The sequence below is a fragment of the Enterovirga rhinocerotis genome (genome assembly GCF_004363955.1).
GTDB classification, from domain to species: Bacteria; Pseudomonadota; Alphaproteobacteria; order Rhizobiales; family Beijerinckiaceae; genus Enterovirga; species Enterovirga rhinocerotis.
The window spans coordinates 373736-392389 of the sequence record NZ_SNZR01000011.1; the positions used below are offsets into that span (position 1 = coordinate 373736).

13 protein-coding genes are annotated in these 18654 nt (G+C 69.6%); 5 read left to right on the top strand and 8 right to left on the bottom strand.

Annotated elements, in window-relative coordinates:
• Window positions 1–7 precede the first annotated feature (7 nt).
• The 6 genes from EV668_RS02375 to EV668_RS02400 form a co-directional block, all read right to left on the bottom strand.
• Window positions 8–4357: a translocation/assembly module TamB domain-containing protein gene (locus EV668_RS02375; protein WP_133768248.1), complete on the bottom strand. Its 4350-nt coding sequence runs from the start codon at window positions 4355–4357 to the stop codon at window positions 8–10.
• Window positions 4357–6354 (bottom strand): autotransporter assembly complex protein TamA, encoded by a 1998-nt coding sequence (locus EV668_RS02380; protein WP_133768249.1) that lies wholly within the window; start codon window positions 6352–6354, stop codon window positions 4357–4359. The genes EV668_RS02375 and EV668_RS02380 overlap by 1 nt, the downstream gene beginning before the upstream one ends.
• Window positions 6355–6543: 189 nt before the next feature.
• Window positions 6544–8214, bottom strand: a complete 1671-nt coding sequence (locus tag EV668_RS02385; protein WP_133768250.1) for a GMC family oxidoreductase — start codon at window positions 8212–8214, stop codon at window positions 6544–6546.
• Window positions 8215–8274: 60 nt separating this feature from the next.
• Window positions 8275–9522, bottom strand: coding sequence for a CaiB/BaiF CoA transferase family protein (locus EV668_RS02390; protein ID WP_133768251.1), 1248 nt, complete (start codon window positions 9520–9522; stop codon window positions 8275–8277).
• 110 nt (window positions 9523–9632) lie between these two features.
• Entirely contained in the window at window positions 9633–10517 is an 885-nt protein-coding gene (locus EV668_RS02395) for a beta-keto acid cleavage family enzyme (protein WP_133768252.1), read from the bottom strand.
• Between the two features lie 71 nt (window positions 10518–10588).
• Window positions 10589–11536 (bottom strand): LysR family transcriptional regulator, encoded by a 948-nt coding sequence (locus tag EV668_RS02400; RefSeq protein ID WP_133768253.1) that lies wholly within the window; start codon window positions 11534–11536, stop codon window positions 10589–10591.
• Between the two features lie 189 nt (window positions 11537–11725).
• Here EV668_RS02400 and EV668_RS02405 point away from each other — a divergent pair, with 189 nt between their 5' ends.
• The 5 genes from EV668_RS02405 to EV668_RS02425 all read left to right on the top strand — a co-directional run bounded on the left by EV668_RS02405 (window position 11726) and on the right by EV668_RS02425 (window position 16834).
• Entirely contained in the window at window positions 11726–12499 is a 774-nt protein-coding gene (locus EV668_RS02405) for an SDR family NAD(P)-dependent oxidoreductase (RefSeq protein WP_133768254.1), read from the top strand.
• A gap of 84 nt (window positions 12500–12583) precedes the next feature.
• Window positions 12584–13690 (top strand): TRAP transporter substrate-binding protein, encoded by a 1107-nt coding sequence (locus EV668_RS02410; protein WP_166652313.1) that lies wholly within the window; start codon window positions 12584–12586, stop codon window positions 13688–13690.
• A gap of 176 nt (window positions 13691–13866) precedes the next feature.
• Window positions 13867–14409, top strand: a complete 543-nt coding sequence (locus EV668_RS02415; RefSeq protein WP_133768255.1) for a TRAP transporter small permease subunit — start codon at window positions 13867–13869, stop codon at window positions 14407–14409.
• A 21-nt stretch (window positions 14410–14430) separates the two neighbouring features.
• Entirely contained in the window at window positions 14431–15768 is a 1338-nt protein-coding gene (locus EV668_RS02420; RefSeq protein WP_133768256.1) for a TRAP transporter large permease, read from the top strand.
• 94 nt (window positions 15769–15862) lie between these two features.
• Complete coding sequence (locus tag EV668_RS02425; protein WP_133768257.1) at window positions 15863–16834, top strand: HpcH/HpaI aldolase/citrate lyase family protein; 972 nt, start codon at window positions 15863–15865, stop codon at window positions 16832–16834.
• Between the two features lie 6 nt (window positions 16835–16840).
• On the opposite strand, the gene EV668_RS02430 is transcribed toward EV668_RS02425, so the two are convergent.
• Both EV668_RS02430 and pxpB read right to left on the bottom strand, forming a co-directional pair.
• A complete protein-coding gene (locus EV668_RS02430) occupies window positions 16841–17860 on the bottom strand; it encodes a 5-oxoprolinase subunit C family protein (RefSeq protein WP_245512786.1) in 1020 nt (339 codons plus the stop codon).
• Window positions 17857–18579 (bottom strand): 5-oxoprolinase subunit PxpB, encoded by a 723-nt coding sequence (gene pxpB / locus EV668_RS02435; RefSeq protein ID WP_133768258.1) that lies wholly within the window; start codon window positions 18577–18579, stop codon window positions 17857–17859. The genes EV668_RS02430 and pxpB overlap by 4 nt, the downstream gene beginning before the upstream one ends.
• Between the last annotated feature and the right edge of the window lie 75 nt (window positions 18580–18654).

Genomic DNA, 18654 nt, shown 5'->3' on the forward strand with positions numbered 1-18654 from the left:
CCCTGCCTCACCACTCGAACTGAGCGCCGAGCCCGACGGAGGTTCCGCCGGTCGCGCCGACTTCGCCCTGGACGCGGATCTCGTCGGTGATGCGCACGTCGACGCCGACGCCGGTCTGGGCGGCGGTCTGGCCGGCGCGCACGCCGACGCTGACCCGGTCGCCCAGCGACTGCTGAAGCCCGCCCATCAGCCCGCCTGAGCCGAGGCCGAGATCGACGCCCGAGAGGCCGAGCGAGCGCCGCAGGCCCTCGAAGGCTCCGTCGCCGCCGGAGAACTGGGCCGCCGTCTGGGCGAGCGCCACGGCCTGGAAGGCCGAGAGCTGCCCGGAGGGGGAGTTGAACAGGAGCCGCGACAGCACCTCGTCCGGCGGCAAGTCCGGGCTCGAGGTGAAGGCGAAGTTCGGATTGTCCGCCGGCCCGCTGACCGTGATGGTGATCGCGGCGCCGCCGGAATTCGTGTTGGCCACGAAATCGAGCTCGGGCGTCAGGCCGCCGGTGAAGGTGAGCCTGCCGCGGGAGAAGTCGAGCCGCGCCGTGCCGATCTGGGTCTGGCCGCGCTGGAGGTCGAAGCCGCCATTGGCGACCGGCTTCGAGAGCGTTCCGCCGAGGCGGAGCGACCCGCCGAGCTGGGCGTTGATGCCTCGCCCGCGCACGCGGATCGCGCCCGGCACCGTCAGCGTGAGGTCGAGGCTGGGGTCGAAGGCGGGGGCCGCCCGGCCGCCCTTTCGCTTCTGCTCGAGGGCGAGCCTCTTCTTCGCTGCGCGGGTCGGGTTCTTGTGGCGCGTGTTCGGGAGGGGCTTCAGGCTCCCGGGCAGGCTCTCGGGAATGCCGACATCGGCCGAGAGGATGTCGACGCGCCCGGCGATGCGCGGATCGCGTGCGAGGGGCCCCGAGAGGTTGAGGTTCAGGTTCGCGACGGCGGTGGCGAGCGAGCTGCGGATGAGCTCGGCATTGTTGCCGGCGATCCTGATCTCGCCTGGGAAGCCGGCACCGGGATCGAGGCGGACCCGGCCGGAGACGTTGATGGCGCCGCCGTTGCGTGTCGAGGCCTGGCCGCGCTCGATGACGATCTCCTGGCCGCGCGCGACGATGCGCGCATTGAGGTTCGAGAGCTGAACGCCTTGAGCCGCATCCGAGAAGCTGCCGCCCGAGAGGGTCGCGGAGCCGTTCGCGTTGGGTGCGGACGGCGTGCCCGTGAGCCGCGCATCGACCTCGACCCGGCCGGTCAGGCGCCGGCCCGCCGCGCCGAGGAGGCTCGCGGTCGCGGCGCCCGCATCGATCGCGCCGCGGATGGCGAGATCGAGCGCCCCTTCGCCGCCCGTGGGCACGGAGCCGTTGATGCGCAGGGTGCCGGCCCGCCCGGCCGTCACGTTGGACTCGATCGTGGCGCGGCGTCCGCCGAGGCGGCCGTTGGCGGTGATGTCGATCCGGCCGAGATTGAAGCTGCGGATCTGCGGCGCCGAGAGGTTGTCGATCCTGGCGCGGTACTCGCCCGAGGGATCCGACGGCGTGCCCTGGATGCGGGCCTCGCCGGTGAAGGTGCCGCCGAGGCCGAGCCCGGGCGAGGCCATGTCGGCGACCGAGAGCGGCACGGCGCGCGCGTCGGCCCGCAGGTCGAGCTTCGAGCCGACGAGCCCGTCGAGGCTCACCCGCCCGGAGCCGAGCGCAACGACGACGTTGCCGAGTTCCGCTCCGCCCTCGGCCAACGTCACGGTGGCGGGGCCGGCGAGCGCGAGCTTCTCGCGCCCCCGCGTCGCCGAAAGGCTCGCGATCTCGAGCCGCGTCCGGTCGCCCGGCACCACACGGCCGCGGGTATCGAGGCTGAAGCCGCGGGCATTCGCCGTCAGCGTCACGTCGGATGCGGTGCCCGCGCTCTTCGCGTCGAGGCGGACCCGGCTGATCCGCTCGCCGGCGACGGCCGCCTCGTCGATCGCGGCCCGCCCGGAGATCGTCGGCCGGCGGTAGATGTCGCCGAGCGCGAGATCGGCATCGGCCCGGTTCACGGTCACGCCAAAGGCGGACAGCCGAATGACATCCGCCTTGATCCTCGCGGCCTGGCCGCCGCCCTGGCTGTCGAGGGTCACGTCCGCCCGGACGGTCCCGGTCATGCGGCTCATGACGAGGGGGGAGAGGTCGTCGAGATTGGGGGCGTCGATCGCGATGCGGCCCTGGGCGAGGTTCGCCGCGTCGAGCGTGACGCCGCCCGTCGCCTTGACCGAGCCGATGGTGACGTCGATCCCGTCGAGAACCGTGCCGCCGCCGGCCGGCCGCGCGACGCGCAGGCCGCCGCGGGCGGGCTTGCGGTCCACCGTTCCGTCGAGCTTGAACGTCCCGTCGAGGGCGCCGGTGACGTCCTTGAGGTCGAAGCCGAGGGCGAGACGCGGGATCGGGCGCCCGAGCGCGGAGCCGTCCGCGACCGCGATCTCGCCCGTCACGTTCGGTGCCTTGATGCCGCCCGTCACCTTCGCCTGGAGGGTGCCGCGCCCGGTGAGGCGGGGATCGGCGCGCTTGAGGTCGGGCAGGTTGCCGGTGACGGCGAGGTCGGCGTCGTCCTGGTTGATCTGGCCGTTGACGCGCGCCTCGGCGAAGCTGCCGGTGAGGGTGAGGTTGTCGAAGCCGTAGCCGCCGGTCGGCTCGACGCGGATCGTGCCGCCGAGGCCGAGCTTGCCGCCGAAGAGGCCGTCCACCGGGGCGATGCCGGTGGCGAACCGCGTGATGTTGCCGTTCAGCGTCGCGTTGATGCGGTTGGCGCGGGGCGTGCCCTCGAGATCGGCGTCGAGATTGGCGGAGCCGGCGAGCCTCAGCTTGGCGACGCCGCTGAAGGCGGCGAGGTTTTCGGCCGAGATGCCGAGCTTGCCGCGCAGCTCGTCGGAACCGACCCGGCCCGCATAGCGCAGCCCGACCGTGGGCGTCGCGACGCGCAGGGTCTCGACATCCATCACGCCGGCGGAATCGGCCGTCCCGCGAAGCGTCAGGGTCAGGGCGTTGCCGAGCGCGCGGGCGAGCGCCGGGTCCCGCGGCGCGACGCCGCTCGCGCGGGCATCCGACGTCACCGTCATGAGGCGCTTCCCGCTCGGCTCCTTGCCGGCGGGCGCGACCTTCACGTTTGCCTCGAGGCCGCCGAGCCTGCCGGCCGGGAGCACGGCATCGGCGACCGAGAGCGTCGCGTCGAGATTGGGCTGGGCGAGCTGGCCGGTCAGGCGACCGGCGAGGGCGAGCTTCTTGATCTCGACGCCGCCGGTCGCCGTCGCGCCGTCACGGTTCGGCAGGTTCGTCGCGCTCAGCGTCATGTCGGCGACGCCCTCCTTCGAGAGCGTGCCGGCGATGTCGAGCCGCGCGGCCGCGGCGACGAGATTGATGCCGGGGATCGAGAGGGAGCCGTCGTCGCCGTAGCGGGCGCCGCCGGTCAGCTTCGTCGTGCCGGCGAAGACGGGCGCGGCGACCTCGGGCAGGAGACCTTCGATCCGCGCCGAGAGGTCGAGCGCGATCTGGCGGGCGGCACCCTCCCGGTTCACGGTGGCGCCGCCCTGGGCGCCGATGCTGGGGCCGGCCGTGAAGTCGAGCTTCGCCGCGAAGGCGTCGAGCGTGCCCTTGCCGTCGAGATCGAGCTTGACCGGCGGCTCGCCGGGAATGCCGCCGACCTTCGAGATCAGGCCGCCCTCGGGCTCGTCGACCTTGACCGAGAGATTCAGTCTCTCGCCCTCGGGGATCAGTCCGAGGCGGACGGCGAACGTGCCGGGATAGTCGACGCGGCGGGCGTCGAAGGTGAGGTCGAGGCCCTCCTTCGGATCGTTGCCGAGTCGCGCGTGGCCGCTGGCCGTCAGCTTCGCCGCCGTGCCGAGGATGGGCTCGCCGAGATCGAGCGCTTCGAGCTTGAAGGCCTTGACCTCCACCTTGACCGGCAGCTCCGGCAGAAGAGGCTCGTTCTCCCCCGCGACCTCGGTCTCGGCCGGGATCGGCCTGCGCGAGACCGTCAGCGTGCCGATGTCGAGCTCGTCGATCTGGAGGCGGCGCTGGAGGAGCGCGAGACGGCTCCACGAGATGCGCGCGCGGTCGAGCTTCAGCCAGACGCCGTCGCGGTCGGCGATCTCGATGTTCCGGATCGTGGCGTTCGAGGAGAGGGCGCCCTCGACGGCACCGATCGAGACGCGGGTCGCGGGCGTCGAGAGGGCGCGCGAGATGAGGCTCGCGAGGACGCCCCTGTCGTCTTCCGGCTGGGCCGCCGGTGCGCCCGGGGCCGACGGCGCGGGCTTGTTGCCCGATCCGAACCAGCCGCCGAACTGGGCGAGCGCTCCGGCCGAGGCGGTCGCGAGACCCGCCGCGAGGATGATCGTCGAGAGGCGTCGCCGCATCGCCATCAGAAGGCCTGCCCGAGCGAGACGTAGAGGACGACCGGCTGGTCGCCGCGGCGCTTGTTGATCGGCATCGCGACATCGACCCGGATCGGTCCGATGCTGGTGTAGTAGCGCAGTCCGACGCCGGCCGACATCTGCGGGTCTCCCTTGGTCAGGTCGGGGACCTTGCCGCCATAGGCCGCGCCGACGTCGAAGAAGGGCACGATCCCGATCGTGTCGGTGACCTTGATGCGCGCCTCGACATTGGCCTCGAAGAGCGAGCGGCCGCCGACGACCGTGCCGTAGACGCTGAGCGGCGAGATGGTCTGATAGCGGTAGCCGCGCACGGAGCCGCCGCCGCCGGTATAGAAGCGGTAGTTCGAGGGGACCTCGCCGAGGTTCGAGGGGCCGTCGAGCAGCGAGCCGACGCCGACGCGTCCCGCCAGGACGTAGTTCTTGTCCTCGTCGAGCGCGTAATAGCCCGACACGTCCGCCGTGCCGCGCGTGAAGCCGACGCTCGATCCGAGGAAGCCCGGATAGGTGGCGAGGTTCGCGTTGACGCGGAAGCCGGTCGTCGGGTCGAGCAGGCTGTCGGTGTTGTCGAATTTCAGGCCGACCGGGATGCCAACGAGGTCGTAATCGACATTCGAGATCGTATCGGAGGTCTGGCCCTTCTCGTATTTCACGCCGCCGGTGAAGAAGAGCGTCTCGTCCCACCGGTAGCGGAAGCCGACCGTGCCTCCCGCGAGGCGGTTGGTGTAGCCGCCGAACCGCGCGCTGCCGACCCGGTTGCGTTCCACGATGCCGTCGAGCGTGAAATCGAACGGGCTGCCGCCGATGGCGGGCTTCAGGAAGCCGACCGTGAAGCGCGCGCCGATATCGGAGATCTTGAGATCGCCGGGATCGCGGATGCGGCTGCCGTCGATGCGCGGGGCGAAGAAGGCGGCTCCCTCGAGCCGAAGCCGTTCCGCCCCGCCGAAGAGGTTGCGGTTCTCGTAGAAGACCCGGCCGGTCGGGCCGTCGAGCGTGGAATGGGCGACCTGGAAGCCGACGAGATTCGGCGAGCGGTCGGTCACTTCGACGAAGACGGGCAGGTTGCCGTAGGAATCGAGCGCGGTCCCCTCGCGAACCCGGACCGAGCCGACCGCGGGGATCGTCGCGACCGACTTCCGCATGTCGTTCAGCTTCTTCGGCGTGTAGGGCTCGCCGTAATCGAGATAGATGAAGGAGCGCGCGACATCCTGAGGGAAGGTCTGCGGGCGCTTCATGGTGATGGCGCCGATGCCCGCCTTCCGGCCCGTGTCGACGGTGAAGACGATGTCGACGGTCTGCGAGGCGTGGTCGACGACGGGCGCGGGGTCGAGAACGCGAACCAGCGGATAGGATTGGGCGCGGAACCAGTCGGTGATCCGCGCGATCGCGGCCCGCATGTCGGGCGTGCGCGCCGGGTCGCCGGGCTCGAGCTTGAGAAGCCGGGAGGGAAATTCCTCTTCCGAGAACGGGCGCCCGGTGGCCTTGTTGACGACGGCGATCTGGCGAAGGCGGAAGAGGGGGCCGAGATCGGCGACGACCTGGACCGGCACGCGCGCCCGGCCGCGATAGGCTTCCGCCGCGCGGGCAGCGCCGTTCGCCAGATCCTGGCCGAGCGAGAGCGGGCGGCCTGCGACGAGGATCGTGACCTTGGCGTTGTAGTACCCGGCGCTCCACAGCGCGTCGATCATGGCGGGGTAGTCGCCGCGCGCCCTGGCCTCGAGGGTCACGCCGTCGGGCGGAGCGTCGCGGCGAAGGCTGTAGAGGTTCGACACCTGCCGGATGACGGAGGACAGGTCGTCGTCGCCGCGCGTCTCGAACGAGACCTCGTAGGGGAGGGCGCCCTTGCTGGGTTCCGGGATGCCGTCGCCGAAGAGTCCGAAGAAGTCGAACGCGAAGGCGCGGTTGGCATTCAAGCCGCCCACCACGGACACCGTCACCAGGAGTGCCAGACCCAAATGCTTGGGGCCGGCTCGAAGAACGCGACGCATTTACCCTCCAGCCGGCACGAGGGCGAATTACGCACGCCCGCCGGATGTCGCCCGATTCATGTCCTGTCAGCCCTAACGGGAGATTAGCGCGGGCCGTTCGGGCATCACACCCCGGTTGGCGGACACGTCGGCAACCGGGGCATATGGGCAACAGGTCGGGCGGATCGCGCAGGGGCGTCCCTGTACGGCTCAGGCCGCGCGGGCCGGAATCTCCGCCCGCGGGGGCGCCGGAATGCCGCGGATGAGGTCGGCGCCCTTTTCAGCCAGCATGAAGGTCGCGGCCCCCGTATTGCCGGACGGCATGGTCGGCATGATCGAGGCGTCGATGACGCGCAGCCCCTCGACACCGATGACCTTGAGTTCGTCCGTGACGACCGAATCCGCGCGGTCGGCCGGCCCCATCCGGCAGGCGCCGATCAGATGATAGGCCGTCGAGCCGTCGGTGCGGGCGAAGGTCAGGAGATCCTCGTCGCTCGTCGCCGCCGCGCCGGGCGCTGTTTCCGACTCGATGAACCGGGCGAGGTGGCTCGTCGCGTAGAGCCGGCGGATGAACCTGATCCCTGCGACCGCGACCCGCTGGTCCCGCTCGGCGGAGAGATACATCGGCTGGATCGCCGGGGCCTCGAACGGGTCCGTGCTGCGGGCGCGGACCCAGCCGACGCTTTCCGGCCGCTCCTGGTAGAAGCCGGCGGTGAGGCCCGGAAAGGCGTCGAGCACGCCGGTCTCGCTCTTCCTGTAGCTGGCCGGCGCGAAGAGAAGCTGGATATCCGGATCGTCGAGCGATTCGTCCGTCTTCCAGAAGCCGCCGGCGACCGAGGGGCTGACCGACAGGATGCTCGGCTTGCCCATGAAGTAGCGCGCGATCTCGCGCCAGAGCTTCGGGCCGCTCTGGCAATCGTTGATGGTCTCGAAGCCGGCCTTCACCCGCGCCACGACGCGGATGCTGTAATGGTCCTGGAGGTTCTCGCCGACCGGCAGGTCCCGGACCACCGGCACGCCGAGCTGCCCCAGCACGCCGGCCGGGCCGATGCCGGAGATCTGCAGGAGCTTCGCCGTATTGGCGGTGCCGCTGGAGACGATCACCTCCCGCCGCGCCTTGATCTCCCGCGCCTCTCCGCCCCGCTCGCGACGGTAGCGCACGCCGACGGCGCGGACGCCGTCGAACAGGATCCTGTCGACATGGGCGTCGGTCAGGATCCTGAGATTCGGCCGCGATTTGGCGGGCTTCAGATAGACCACGGCCGAACTCATCCGGCGGCCCTTGTGGATCTTGCGCTGGTAGTAGCCGGCGTAGCCCTGCTGGGCGCCGTTATAGTCCTTGCCGCGCGGCACGCCGACCTCGTGGCAGGCTTCGATGAACGCGTCGCAGATCGGGTGGCGCCAATCGCAATCGGTCACGCGGACCGGGCCCTCGCTGCCGCGATAGAGCGGATCGGCCTCGCCCTCGGTGATGCGGGATTCGGTCCGCCGGAAATACGGCAGGAGGTCGGCATAGCTCCAGCCGCGGTTGCCGCGCTGGGCCCAGGTGTCGAAGTCGATCGGCAGGCCGCGCGTGTAGTTCAGCCCGTTGATGGAGGAAGAGCCGCCGAGGGTGCGGCCCTGCGTCGTGTTGATGCGTCGGCCGGCTGTGCCGTCCGAGGGCTCCGTCGTGAACTGCCACGCGTAGCGCGGGTTCTTGGCGATCTTGATGAAGCCGCCCGGGATATGAATGAAGGGATGGCGATCCGGCGGGCCGGATTCGATCAGGCAGACGGTCGAGCGTCCGTCCTCGGTCAGCCGGTTGGCCAGCACGCAGCCGGCCGATCCAGCGCCGACGATCACATAGTCGAATGTTTCGGCTGTTCCCGTACCGGCGGCCATGCGTCTTTCCTCTCCATCCATCATGCGCTCCACCGGCTTCAGCCCGAGCGCGAAGGCGTTCTAGATCGCCGATCCCTTCGCGGGTCTTGCGATCGCAGCGATCTCCTCGGACGACACCCCGAGCAGGCCGCCGAGGATGTCCTCGTTGTCGGCTCCCATCGGCCGGCCGGTGAAGCGCAGCTCGGCCGGCGTCTCGGACAGGCGCGGCACGGCGGCCGGAAGGACGACCTTGCCGATGCGCGGATCGTCGAACTCGACCATGTTGCCGCGCGCCTTGAAATGCGGGTCCTCGAAGATGTCCGCAATGGTGTTGAGCGGCCCGCAGGGCACGCCGCCTGCCGAACAGGCCGCGAGCACCTGCTCCTTGGTCAGGGTGCGGACCCAGTCCGCGACGATGCCGTTCACCTCCGAGCGCCGCTCGAGACGGGCCGCCGTCGTCACGTAATGCGGCGAGGTTGCGAGCTCCGGCCGTCCCATCACCTCGGCGAGCCGCGCCCACATCTTGTCGCTCGTGCAGGCGATCGCGATCCAGCTTCCGGTCGCGGTCTCGTAGTGGCTGTGCGGACAGACATTGACCGTGTCGGCGCCCATCCGCTCGCGCACGTAGCCGTGCCTCGCATAGGCGGGCGCGATCTCGTCGAGCAGGCGGAAGACGGATTCGTAGAGGCCGAGATCGATGAACTGGCCCCGCCCCGTGCGCTCGCGGACGCGAAGCGCGAGGAGGATGCCGATCGCGCCCCACATGCCCGAGCAGTAATCGGCCATCGAGGTCGAACCCGGCACGACCGGCGGGCCGTCCGCCTCGCCCGCGAGCGTCGAGAGACCGCTGAAGGCATGCGCGATCCGCGCGAAGCCCGGCTCGTCCTTCATCGGGCCGGTCTGGCCATAGGCGCTGATGCGCAGCATCACGAGGCGCGGATTGATGGCCCGCAGATCCTCGAAGCCGATCCCCCATTTCTCGAGCGTACCGGGGCGGAAATTCTCGACGACCACATCCGATTGCGCGACGAGCGCGCGGAAGAGGTCCGCGCCTCGCGGCGTCCGCAAGTCGAGCGTCACCGACTTCTTGTTTCTCGATTCGGACAGCCAGACGAGCGAGTCGCCACATTCGGTCGGGGTCCCGAAGCGCCGGAGGGGATCTCCCACCACCGGTTGCTCGACCTTGATGACCTCGGCGCCGAAATCGCCGAGGATCGTTCCGCAGAACGGCGCGGCGATGAAGGTGGCGATGTCGAGCACGCGGATCCCTGCGAGGGGCGCGCTCGGCGACGCATCGCGCGGTGGTTGTCCTGACGGCCCTTCGCTCACCTCGAACCTCCCGTTTTGTCGCCTTGCCGGCGTTTTCGAACGTTGGTCACTAGAAGCCGGGGGGCATGTGCGCAATCCGAATTATCGGCCGGATTGTCTCGAATCCAAGATCAATCCGCTGCGAGCCGGAGGAGCCGTTTCGTCTCCGCGACATCGGCGACGGGGCGCCCGGCCGCATGTGCGATGCCGGCCGCGCGCCGGATGACATCCTCGTTCGGCGGGGCGCCGAGTTCCCCGTAGGGATAGTCGCCGATCCCGATCGACAGGTTGCCGCCGCGCCGGATGATCGTATCGGCCAGCGCGAGGAGGTTTCCGCCGAGCACGTTCGCGGTCCAGTGCACGGAGCGATCGCTCGGCAGGAACGCCAGATGCGCGTCGAGCCCCGCTTCCGTTCCGGGGTGGCCCGTCAGGAAGACGCCGTCGGTCATGTGGAACAGGAGGTAGACCGGCTCGCCGACGAGGCCGGCATCGACGAGCGCGAAGGCCCGGCGGGTGAAGCCGACCGCCCAGCTCACGAGAATCGGCTTGATGCCGAGCCGCTTCAGCTCGCCCGCATGGGCGATCAGCGTGTCCGTGCGGTTCTCGTAGATCCGATCCGCATGGGAGAAGCGGCGCGTGACAGGGTCGTAGAGCTCCACGTTGGCGCTGCCGGTATCGAGGGGCGCGAAATCCGGCTTCGTCGCCGGATCGGCGGCGAGGGCGATGATGGTGTCGATCCGGCTCGCCGGGTCGGCGTCGTTCGCGACGAAGCCGAGCGTCGGATGGATGAGGATGTCGCAGCGCGCCCGGACCTTGGCGATGATCTCGGCATTGGCCTCGACGGCATTCTCCGGCCCGCCATCGGGCCGGCGGGCATGGTAGTGCAGGATCGAGGCTCCGGCCTCCCGGCAGCGGACCGCCGTCTCGGCGATCTCGTCCGCCGTCCACGGCACGTGGGGATTGATGTCCCGCATCGCATATTCGTTGATGCGGGCTTCGATGATCAGCGGCGTCATGCAGGCGGTTCCTCGTTATCTGGTCCCCGGCGAGGGGGCTTTTCTTGATTGATGGCGGCCGGCCGGGCGCGTCAGCGGGCCTCCCGGCGTGGCGGGCGCTTCCGCGGCTGCGCTCTCTTCGGATCGATCATCGCGCGGCAGAGCTGGGCGAGGCGGGCGGCGGCGGGCGACATCTCCTGGCCCCGGAGCGTGATGATGCTCACCTGCCGCAGCAGCGTCGGCGTGATGCGCAGGACGCGGACATCGGGATGAGGCGCATCCGGCAGCACCACCTCCGGCAGGATGGCGACGCCGAGGCCGGCGGCGGACATGGCGAAGAGCGTCGGCGCCTGGCTGAACTGGTAGCGCGCGGTGAGGGCGAGTCCGCGCTCGCGCATCGTGCGTTCGAGCAGGCCGCGCAGGGCGGTCGCGTTGTCGAGGAGAAGGAGCGGGAGCTCCGCCAGCGTCGAGAGATCGATCGTCGCGCGCCGCCCCCGCAGCATGCTGCGCGGCACGACGGCGTAGAGCGGATCGTCGACGAGGGGCTCGAAGGCGAAGTCCGGTGACGCCACGGCGGGCCCGATCCCGAAATCGACCTCCCCCCTGCGGATGCTCTCGAAGAGCGGCTGCGAGGTGATCTCGCGGACATGGACGGTGATGCTCGGATAGTCCGCCATGAACGCGGCGAGCACCGCCGGAAGACGCGTCGAGGCGACGGTCGGCGAGCAGGCGAGGGCGATCCGCCCATGCCGGATGTCGACCTCCTCCTGGATGCGGCGCAGGCCGCTCTCGACCTCGTGCAGGGCGCGCCGGCCGGCTTCGAGGAACTGCTCGCCGGCCGATGTCAGCCAGACGCGGCGCGTCGTCCGATGGAAGAGCGCGATGCCGAGCTGCTCCTCGAGCTGCCGGATCTGGGTCGAGACCGCCGATTGCGAGCGATGCGTGATCTCGGCGGCCTGGCGGAAGCTCGCGGTATCGGCGACCAGAAGGAAGGTCTGGATCAGCTTGAGATTGACGCGGCTGATGAGCGGGACGGACACGGGCCGGGGGGATCCGATTGATCGATATGCCCGCACAATCCCTAAAATAATAAACCTTGTCCAATCACGAGCAGGCCCCTAGTTTCGGCCCGGACGAGGCGATCGGGACGGCGAAGACCGCAAGACGCCCGGGAGGAGGGGACGTGGGGGAAACGTCGCAGCGGATGCGCGGTGTGGGGCGGCACAATGATGCCTGAGGCGCAGAATCTTCATCGGCTGGACGGTCGGACCGCGCTCGTGACCGGCGCGGGCGCGGGGATCGGCGCGGCCGTGGCTGTCGGGCTCGCGGCCGCGGGCGCGTCCGTCGTCCTGGTCGGCCGGCGTTCGGGGCCGCTCGACGAGGTTGCAGCGGCCGTGGCGCAGGCGGGCGGAACGGCGTCGGTCCGGCCGTGCGACGTTCTCGATACCGAGGCCTTCCGTGCGATCGTCGCCGGGCTCGACCGGCTGGACATCCTCGTCAACAACGCCGGGACCAACATTCCCGAGCCGATGCTCGAGGTGAGCGAAGATCATCTCGACCAGGTGCTGAACCTCAACGTCCGCTCGCTGTATCTCGCCTCGCAGGCCGGCATCCGGAAGATGCTCGATCGTCCCGACCGCCGGAGCATCGGCGGCGCGGTCATCAACGTGTCCTCGCAGATGGGTCACGTCGGCTCCCCGAACCGGACCGTCTACTGCATGACCAAGCATGCGCTGGAGGGGCTGACCAAGGCGATGGCGGTGGAACTCGCCCCGCAGGGAATTCGCGTCAACACCCTCTGTCCGACCTTCACCGACACGCCCCTCGTGCGCCGCGTCGTGGATACGGACGAGAAGCGGGACTACCTCTACTCGCGCATCCCGATGGGCCGGCTCGCGACGGTCGAGGAGGTCGCGGCCGGTGCCGTCTTCCTCGCCTCGCCGGCGGCCGCCATGATCACGGGAACGCATCTGCTCGTCGACGGAGGCTGGACGGCCCAGTAGCGGGCGCTCGCACGTGTCGCGGAGAAGCCGGACGATACCGGTCGCGACGACGCACAATTCAAACAAGCAACAGGGAGGATCGGCATGTCGAGTTTGAGAGGAATGGTGGCCGTCGGGGCTTTCGCCTTCGGCGTCCTCGCAGCGGCGGTGTCCGGGGCGCAGGCCCAAGCGACCAAGACCTTGAGGATTCAATCCTCGTTCCCGCCCACGAGCTTCATCGCCGAGAACCAGAAATACTTCGCCGACCGGGTCGCGGCGATGTCGGGCGGCAAGCTCAAGATCGAGATGCTGCCGGTCGGATCGGTGGTCCCGGCCTTCGAGGTGCTGGACGCGGTCAATGCCGGCGTCATCGACGGCGGCCACACGGCCATCGCCTATTGGCTCGGCCGCAACCGGGCGGCGACCCTCTTCGGCCCCGCGCCCGGCGGACCGTTCGGGATGGACGTGATCGACTATCTCGGCTGGATCAACGACGGCGGCGGCCAGAAGTTCTACGAGGAGTTCTACAAGGACGTCCTCAAGCGCGACATCCATCCGATGCCGCTGACGGCGCTGCCGAACCAGCCGCTCGGCTGGTTCAAGGAGCCGATCAAGAGCTGGGCGGACCTCAAGGGCAAGAAGTGCCGGCATGCCGGCATCACGGCCGAGGTCTTCGGCGCCGCCGGAGTCGCGGCGGTGAACGTTCCGGGCGGCGAGATCGTGCCTTCGGCCGAGCGCGGCGTGATCGAGTGCGGCGAGTTCTCCGGCATCGGCGAGGACACGAAGATCGGCTTCGCGACGGTCTGGAAGCACTTCTACGCCCCGTCCATGCACGAGCCGGCGACGGTGCTCGAGCTGATCATCAAGGGGCGGGTCTGGAACTCCCTCGCGCCCGAGCACCGGGAGATCATCCGCTCGGCCGCGATGGACGCCAATATCCGCTCCTCGTTCACCATCAACCGCACCAATGCGGAAGCGATGGCGGCCGCGAAGGCGCAGGGCGTGACCGTGCACAAGACGCCGGACGACATCCTCATCAAGACGCTCGAGGCCTGGGATGTGATCGCGAAGAAGGAGGCCGAGGTGAACCCCTTCTTCAAGAAGGTCTACGAGTCGCAGCGCGAATACGCTTCGAAGGTCGTGCCGTCGCGGCGGTTCAACGACGTGCCCTACTCGATCGGCGCCAACTACTACTGGCCTGAGAACAAATGACGTGACGGCCGCTGCGAGGCGGCCGCTCCGTTCCGCCATGCGCCGCATGGCTCCCCTCCTCCGCGGTGCGGGGGAGGGACGAGACGAGATGACCCTCCGGCCGTCCGGCTAGCGCCCCTCGGGCGCTCGCATGGCCGCCACAGGCTGCCGACCATGGCCTCAGCGAGATACCAGCCATGAAATCCACCATCCTGCGCGTGATCGGGGTGATCGACCGCGTGACGGCCTTCACGGGCTATGTGCTCGCGCTCCTGATCGTGCCTCTCGTCGGGGCGGGCGTCTTCGAGGTCGTCGCCCGTTACGTCTTCAACGCGCCGACGAACTGGGCCGCCGACGTGTCGGTCATGTCCTCGTCGACGATCTTCATGGTGGGCGCCGCCTATGCGCTGCTGAAGGGCGCGCATATCCGCACCGATCTCCTGTGGGACAACTTCTCGGACCGCACCAAGGGCGCGATCGACGCGGTCGCCTATCTGCTTCTCTTCCTGCCGGTGATGGCGGTCCTGTTCTTCATCTCGGTGGACGACGCCCTCTACGCCTACCAGATCGGCGAGACCTCTCAGCTCGGTCTCTGGCGGCCCGTCCTGTGGCCGTTCCGGGCGATGATCCCGCTCGCCGCCGCGTTGCTGTTCTTCCAGGGTATCTCCGAAGTCCTGAAGGCCCTCTGGCAGTGGAAGACGGGCATCGTGCTGACACACCACGAAAAGATCGAAATCTGAGGCCGGCCCGGGGCGACTGACATGGACTTCAACGCTTTTCTGGGCCTCCTGATGATGTTCGCGATGATCGCGATCATCTTCGTCGGATTCCCGATCTCCTTCACGCTGCTGTTCATCGCGCTGGTCTTCGGCTCGATCGGGCTCGGCTACGAATCGACCTTCTACCTCTCGTATCTCCAGATCTGGGGAACGATGAAGGATGACATCCTCCCGGCCGTGCCGCTCTTCATCTTCATGGGCTACATGACCGAGCAGGCGGGCCTGATGGAGCGCCTGTTCAAGGCGATCCGGAACATCCTCGCGCCCGTCCGCGGCTCGCTCTATCTCGCGGTCATCCTCACCGCGACCATCTTCGCCATGGCGACCGGCATCGTCGGCGCGGCCGTCACCGTCCTCGGCATCATGGCCGGGCCGATGATGGCGCGGGCGGGCTATTCCGCGCGGCTCTCGGCCGGCTCGATCGCGGCCGGCGGCACGCTCGGCATCCTGATCCCGCCCTCCGTCATGCTGGTCGTGATGGGGCCGACGATCGGCGTGCCCGTGAACCTGCTTTACGCCGCCTGTTTCGGGCCGGGCTTCATGATCGCGGGCCTCTACATCGTCTATACGCTGGTGCGGAGCTTCATCAATCCGAAGCTCGGCCCGCCGGTGCCGGTCGAGGAGCGGGTGACGGACTGGAAGGAGCTCGTGCGCGAGTTCCTGATCGGCGTCGTTCCGCTCGCCGCCCTGATCGGCTTCACGCTCGGCACCATCCTCGCCGGTCTCGCGACCGCGACGGAAGCGGCGGCCTGCGGCGCCTTCGGCGCGACGCTGCTGGCGCTGCTCTACGGCAAGCTCAACATCACCGCGCTGCGGAATGCGGGCCTCTCCACCGTGACCACCGCCTCGATGGTCATGTTCCTGGCCGTCGCCTCGAACATCTTCGGCGCGGTCTTCACGCAGCTCGGCGCCTCGAACCTCATCACGGCCTTCATGTCGAGCCTGCCGCTGCCGGATCTCGGCAAGCTGATCGCGGTGATGGTGCTGATCTTCATCCTCGGCTGGCCGTTCGAATGGCCCGCCATCATCCTCGTCTTCCTGCCGATCTTCCTGCCGGTGGTGCAGGACCTTCAGCTCGGCCTGTCGGGTGCGGAGCTGATGCTCTGGTTCGGCGCGCTCGTCGCGGTGAACCTGCAGACGGCCTTCCTCTCGCCACCGGTCGCGATGTCGGCCTTCTACCTGAAGAACGTCATGCCGAGCTGGGGCCTCGGGACGATCTACAAGGGCATGTTCGAGTTCATGATCATCCAGATCATCGCGCTCGCCATGCTGCTCACCTGGCCGTCCATCGCCCTTTGGCTGCCGCGGGTGCTGCATTAGCGAGGAGCGGCGGAAGCGCGCCGCTCCTTCCCATCTCACATGGCGCGCCGACGCTTCGCGGGCGCGAAACCTTGACCGAAAGACTCTCGTTCCCATGACACGACCCTACGGATTCGACCGCGGCCGCCTCCAGCGCTCGGAACTCGCCGTGCCGGCAACCTCCGAGCGCTTCTTCGCCAAGGCCGCGGCCGGACCCGCCGACGCGCTCTTCCTCGACCTCGAGGACGCGGTCGCGATCGAGCGCAAGGACGAGGCGCGGGCCATGGCGGTCGAGGCCATCAATGGGCTCGACTGGGGCACGAAGACCCTGGCGGTGCGGGTGAACGGCCTCGACACGCCCTGGGGCTACAAGGACATCATCGCGCTCGCCGAATCCTGCCCGCGGCTCGACCTGATCCTCCTGCCGAAGACGGGCCGCGCCGAGGACGTCTACGTCGTCGAGACGCTCCTGTCCGCCATCGAGCAGACGACGAAGCGTCCTCACCCGATGGGTATCGAGTGCCTGATCGAGACGGCGGCCGGCCTCGCCAATGTCGAGGCCATCGCGGCGGCCTCGCCCTCGCGCCTCGAGGCGCTGATCTTCGGCGTCGCCGATTTCGCGCTCAGCATCGGCGCCCGCGATGCGCTGACGGGCGCGCCGAACCCGCTCTACCAGGTGCTCTCGACGCCCGATGCGGGGGCCGAGCGCGTCCGGCACTGGAACGACCCCTTCCACTTCGCGCTGGCGCGCATCGCCACGGCCTGCCGCGCCAACGGCATCCGGGCGATCGACGGCCCCTTCACGAATTTCGGCGATCCCGAGGGCTACATCGCCTCGGCCGAGCGGGCGGCGGCGCTCGGCTTCGAGGGGAAATGGGCCATCCACCCGACCCAGATCGATCTCGCGAACCGGGTCTTCTCGCCCCAGCCGGAGGAACTCGCCTGGGCCGAACTCGTCGTCACGCGGATGGAGGAGGCGAAGGGGCGCGGCGCCATCGCCATCGACGGCAAGCTGATCGACATCGCCCATCTCAAGCGGGCGCGCGTGGTGCTGGAGCAGCGCGACAGGATCGCGGCGGCGGGATAGGCCCGCTCACCCCTCCGCGAGCGCGTCCTTCGCCTCTCCGGCGAGGTTCAGCGCCAGCATCTCCTCGACGCTCGGCAGGCCCGAATGGACGACGCGGAGCTGCGATGGGAGCGCCGCGATCGCCGCGCGCTGGGCGCGCAGGATCGCGTGGGCTTCGGCGACCGGAACGGCGGCGAAGCGGACCGCCGTTCCGACCCGGCGCTGGGCGAGGCGCGCGCGGTCGACGGAGATCACCGTCGCGATCTTCGGATAGCCGCCCGTCGTCTGGTGATCGGACATCATCACGATCGGAAGGCCCGAGCCGGGCACCTGGACGGAGCCCGCGACGAGCCCGTCGGAGACGATGTTGAACCCGCGCAGATGCTCGATCGGCTGGCCGGCGAGCCGGTAGCCCATGCGGTCGGCCTCCTCGGAGACCGTGTAGGTGTTGCCAAGGAAGGCCTCGACGGCGTCGGGCGGGAAGAGGTCGTCCTGGGGGCCGAGGACGACGCGGATCGGATCGGCATCGGGCCGCCAGGGCGGCAGGTCGTGTTCGGGGCCGGCCGGATCCTCGGCGGAGCGCAGCGGAATCCGGTCGCCGGCCCGGAACGGCCGGCCGTCCAGCCCCCCGATCCCGGCGCGCGGCTGGAGCGAGACGCTGCCGAGCTGCGGCGCGACGTCGAAGCCGCCCGCGACGGCGAGGTAGGCATAGATGCCCTCGCTCGCGCCGCCGATCGTGATCGTCGCTCCTTCGGGCGCCGTGCAGGATGTCGAGGGCGCGACCGGGGCGCCGTCGACCGTGAGCGCCATGCGGGCGCCGGCGAGCGCGATCCGGGCCGGCCCGCCGACGATCTCGAAGGTGCCGCCGACGAGCATGAGTTCGATCGCGCCGATATCCGGCGGATTGCCGACCAGGGCATTGGCCTCGGCGAGCGACAGGCCGTCCATGGCCCCGGAGCGCGAGATGCCGCTGCGGCCGGCCCCGATGCGGCCCGCATCCTGCAGGCTCGTCATCGGTCCGCAGGTCTTGACGAGAAGCGCGCTCACGAGACGGCCTCCGCGACGAGCTGCCCGGCCTCGGCCTCGCGGTCGAGCCGGATGAAATCGGCCTCGTCGATGCGCCGGAAGCGGACGCCGTCGCCTGGCTGGATGATCACGGCCGGCTCGCGCGTGGGCATGAAGTTCCGCACCGGCGTCCGGCCGAGGAGGTGCCAGCCCGACGGGGCCGCGAGGGAGGCGACGAGGGCCTGGATGCCGCCGATCGAGATCGTCCCCGCCGGCGTCTGGAGGCGGGGCGAGACGCGCCGTGACGTCGCGATGGAGGGATCGAGCCCGCCGAGATAGGCGAAGCCGGGCAGAAAACCGAGCATGTAGACGCGGTAGGTCGGTGCCATGTGCCGGCGCACGAGTTCGTCGGGCGTCAGGTCGTGCGTCGCCGCCGTCGCCTCGAGGTCGATGCCGTATTCGCCGCCGTAGCAGACGGGGATGTCCCAGATCGTGCCGGCCCTGTCCTCGCCCTTCAGATCGCGGGCGAGGTCGACGAGCTGTGCGCCGAGGTCGTCGTAACTCACGAGCGCCGGATCGTAGCGCACGAGGAGCGAGCGATAGGTCGGGATCGTCTCGACGATGCCGGGGAGGGCGGCCGCGGCACGGTCGAGTTCGAGAACGCGCGCATTCAGCGCCGGATCGATCTCTTCGCCGAACTCCACCGTCAGACCGGTATCTCCCGAGGGGAGAATCCGGGGGGGAGGAGGCGGCTGCGTCATGCCCGGGAGCCTAGCCTCCGTCATGCCGCAGCGCCAGCCGGAAGAACGGCCGCTTTTGTGCGGCCGCGCTGTGTC

Coding starts and splice junctions, on each gene's coding strand:
- EV668_RS02395 (WP_133768252.1), bottom strand. CDS start 10,517: ATGACGCCGCTGATCATCGAAGCCCGCATCAACGAATATGCGATGCGG.
- EV668_RS02375 (WP_133768248.1), bottom strand. CDS start 4,357: ATGGCGATGCGGCGACGCCTCTCGACGATCATCCTCGCGGCGGGTCTC.
- EV668_RS02415 (WP_133768255.1), top strand. CDS start 13,867: ATGAAATCCACCATCCTGCGCGTGATCGGGGTGATCGACCGCGTGACG.
- EV668_RS02410 (WP_166652313.1), top strand. CDS start 12,584: ATGTCGAGTTTGAGAGGAATGGTGGCCGTCGGGGCTTTCGCCTTCGGC.
- EV668_RS02405 (WP_133768254.1), top strand. CDS start 11,726: ATGCCTGAGGCGCAGAATCTTCATCGGCTGGACGGTCGGACCGCGCTC.
- EV668_RS02425 (WP_133768257.1), top strand. CDS start 15,863: ATGACACGACCCTACGGATTCGACCGCGGCCGCCTCCAGCGCTCGGAA.
- EV668_RS02380 (WP_133768249.1), bottom strand. CDS start 6,354: ATGCGTCGCGTTCTTCGAGCCGGCCCCAAGCATTTGGGTCTGGCACTC.
- EV668_RS02420 (WP_133768256.1), top strand. CDS start 14,431: ATGGACTTCAACGCTTTTCTGGGCCTCCTGATGATGTTCGCGATGATC.
- pxpB (WP_133768258.1), bottom strand. CDS start 18,579: ATGACGCAGCCGCCTCCTCCCCCCCGGATTCTCCCCTCGGGAGATACC.
- EV668_RS02385 (WP_133768250.1), bottom strand. CDS start 8,214: ATGGCCGCCGGTACGGGAACAGCCGAAACATTCGACTATGTGATCGTC.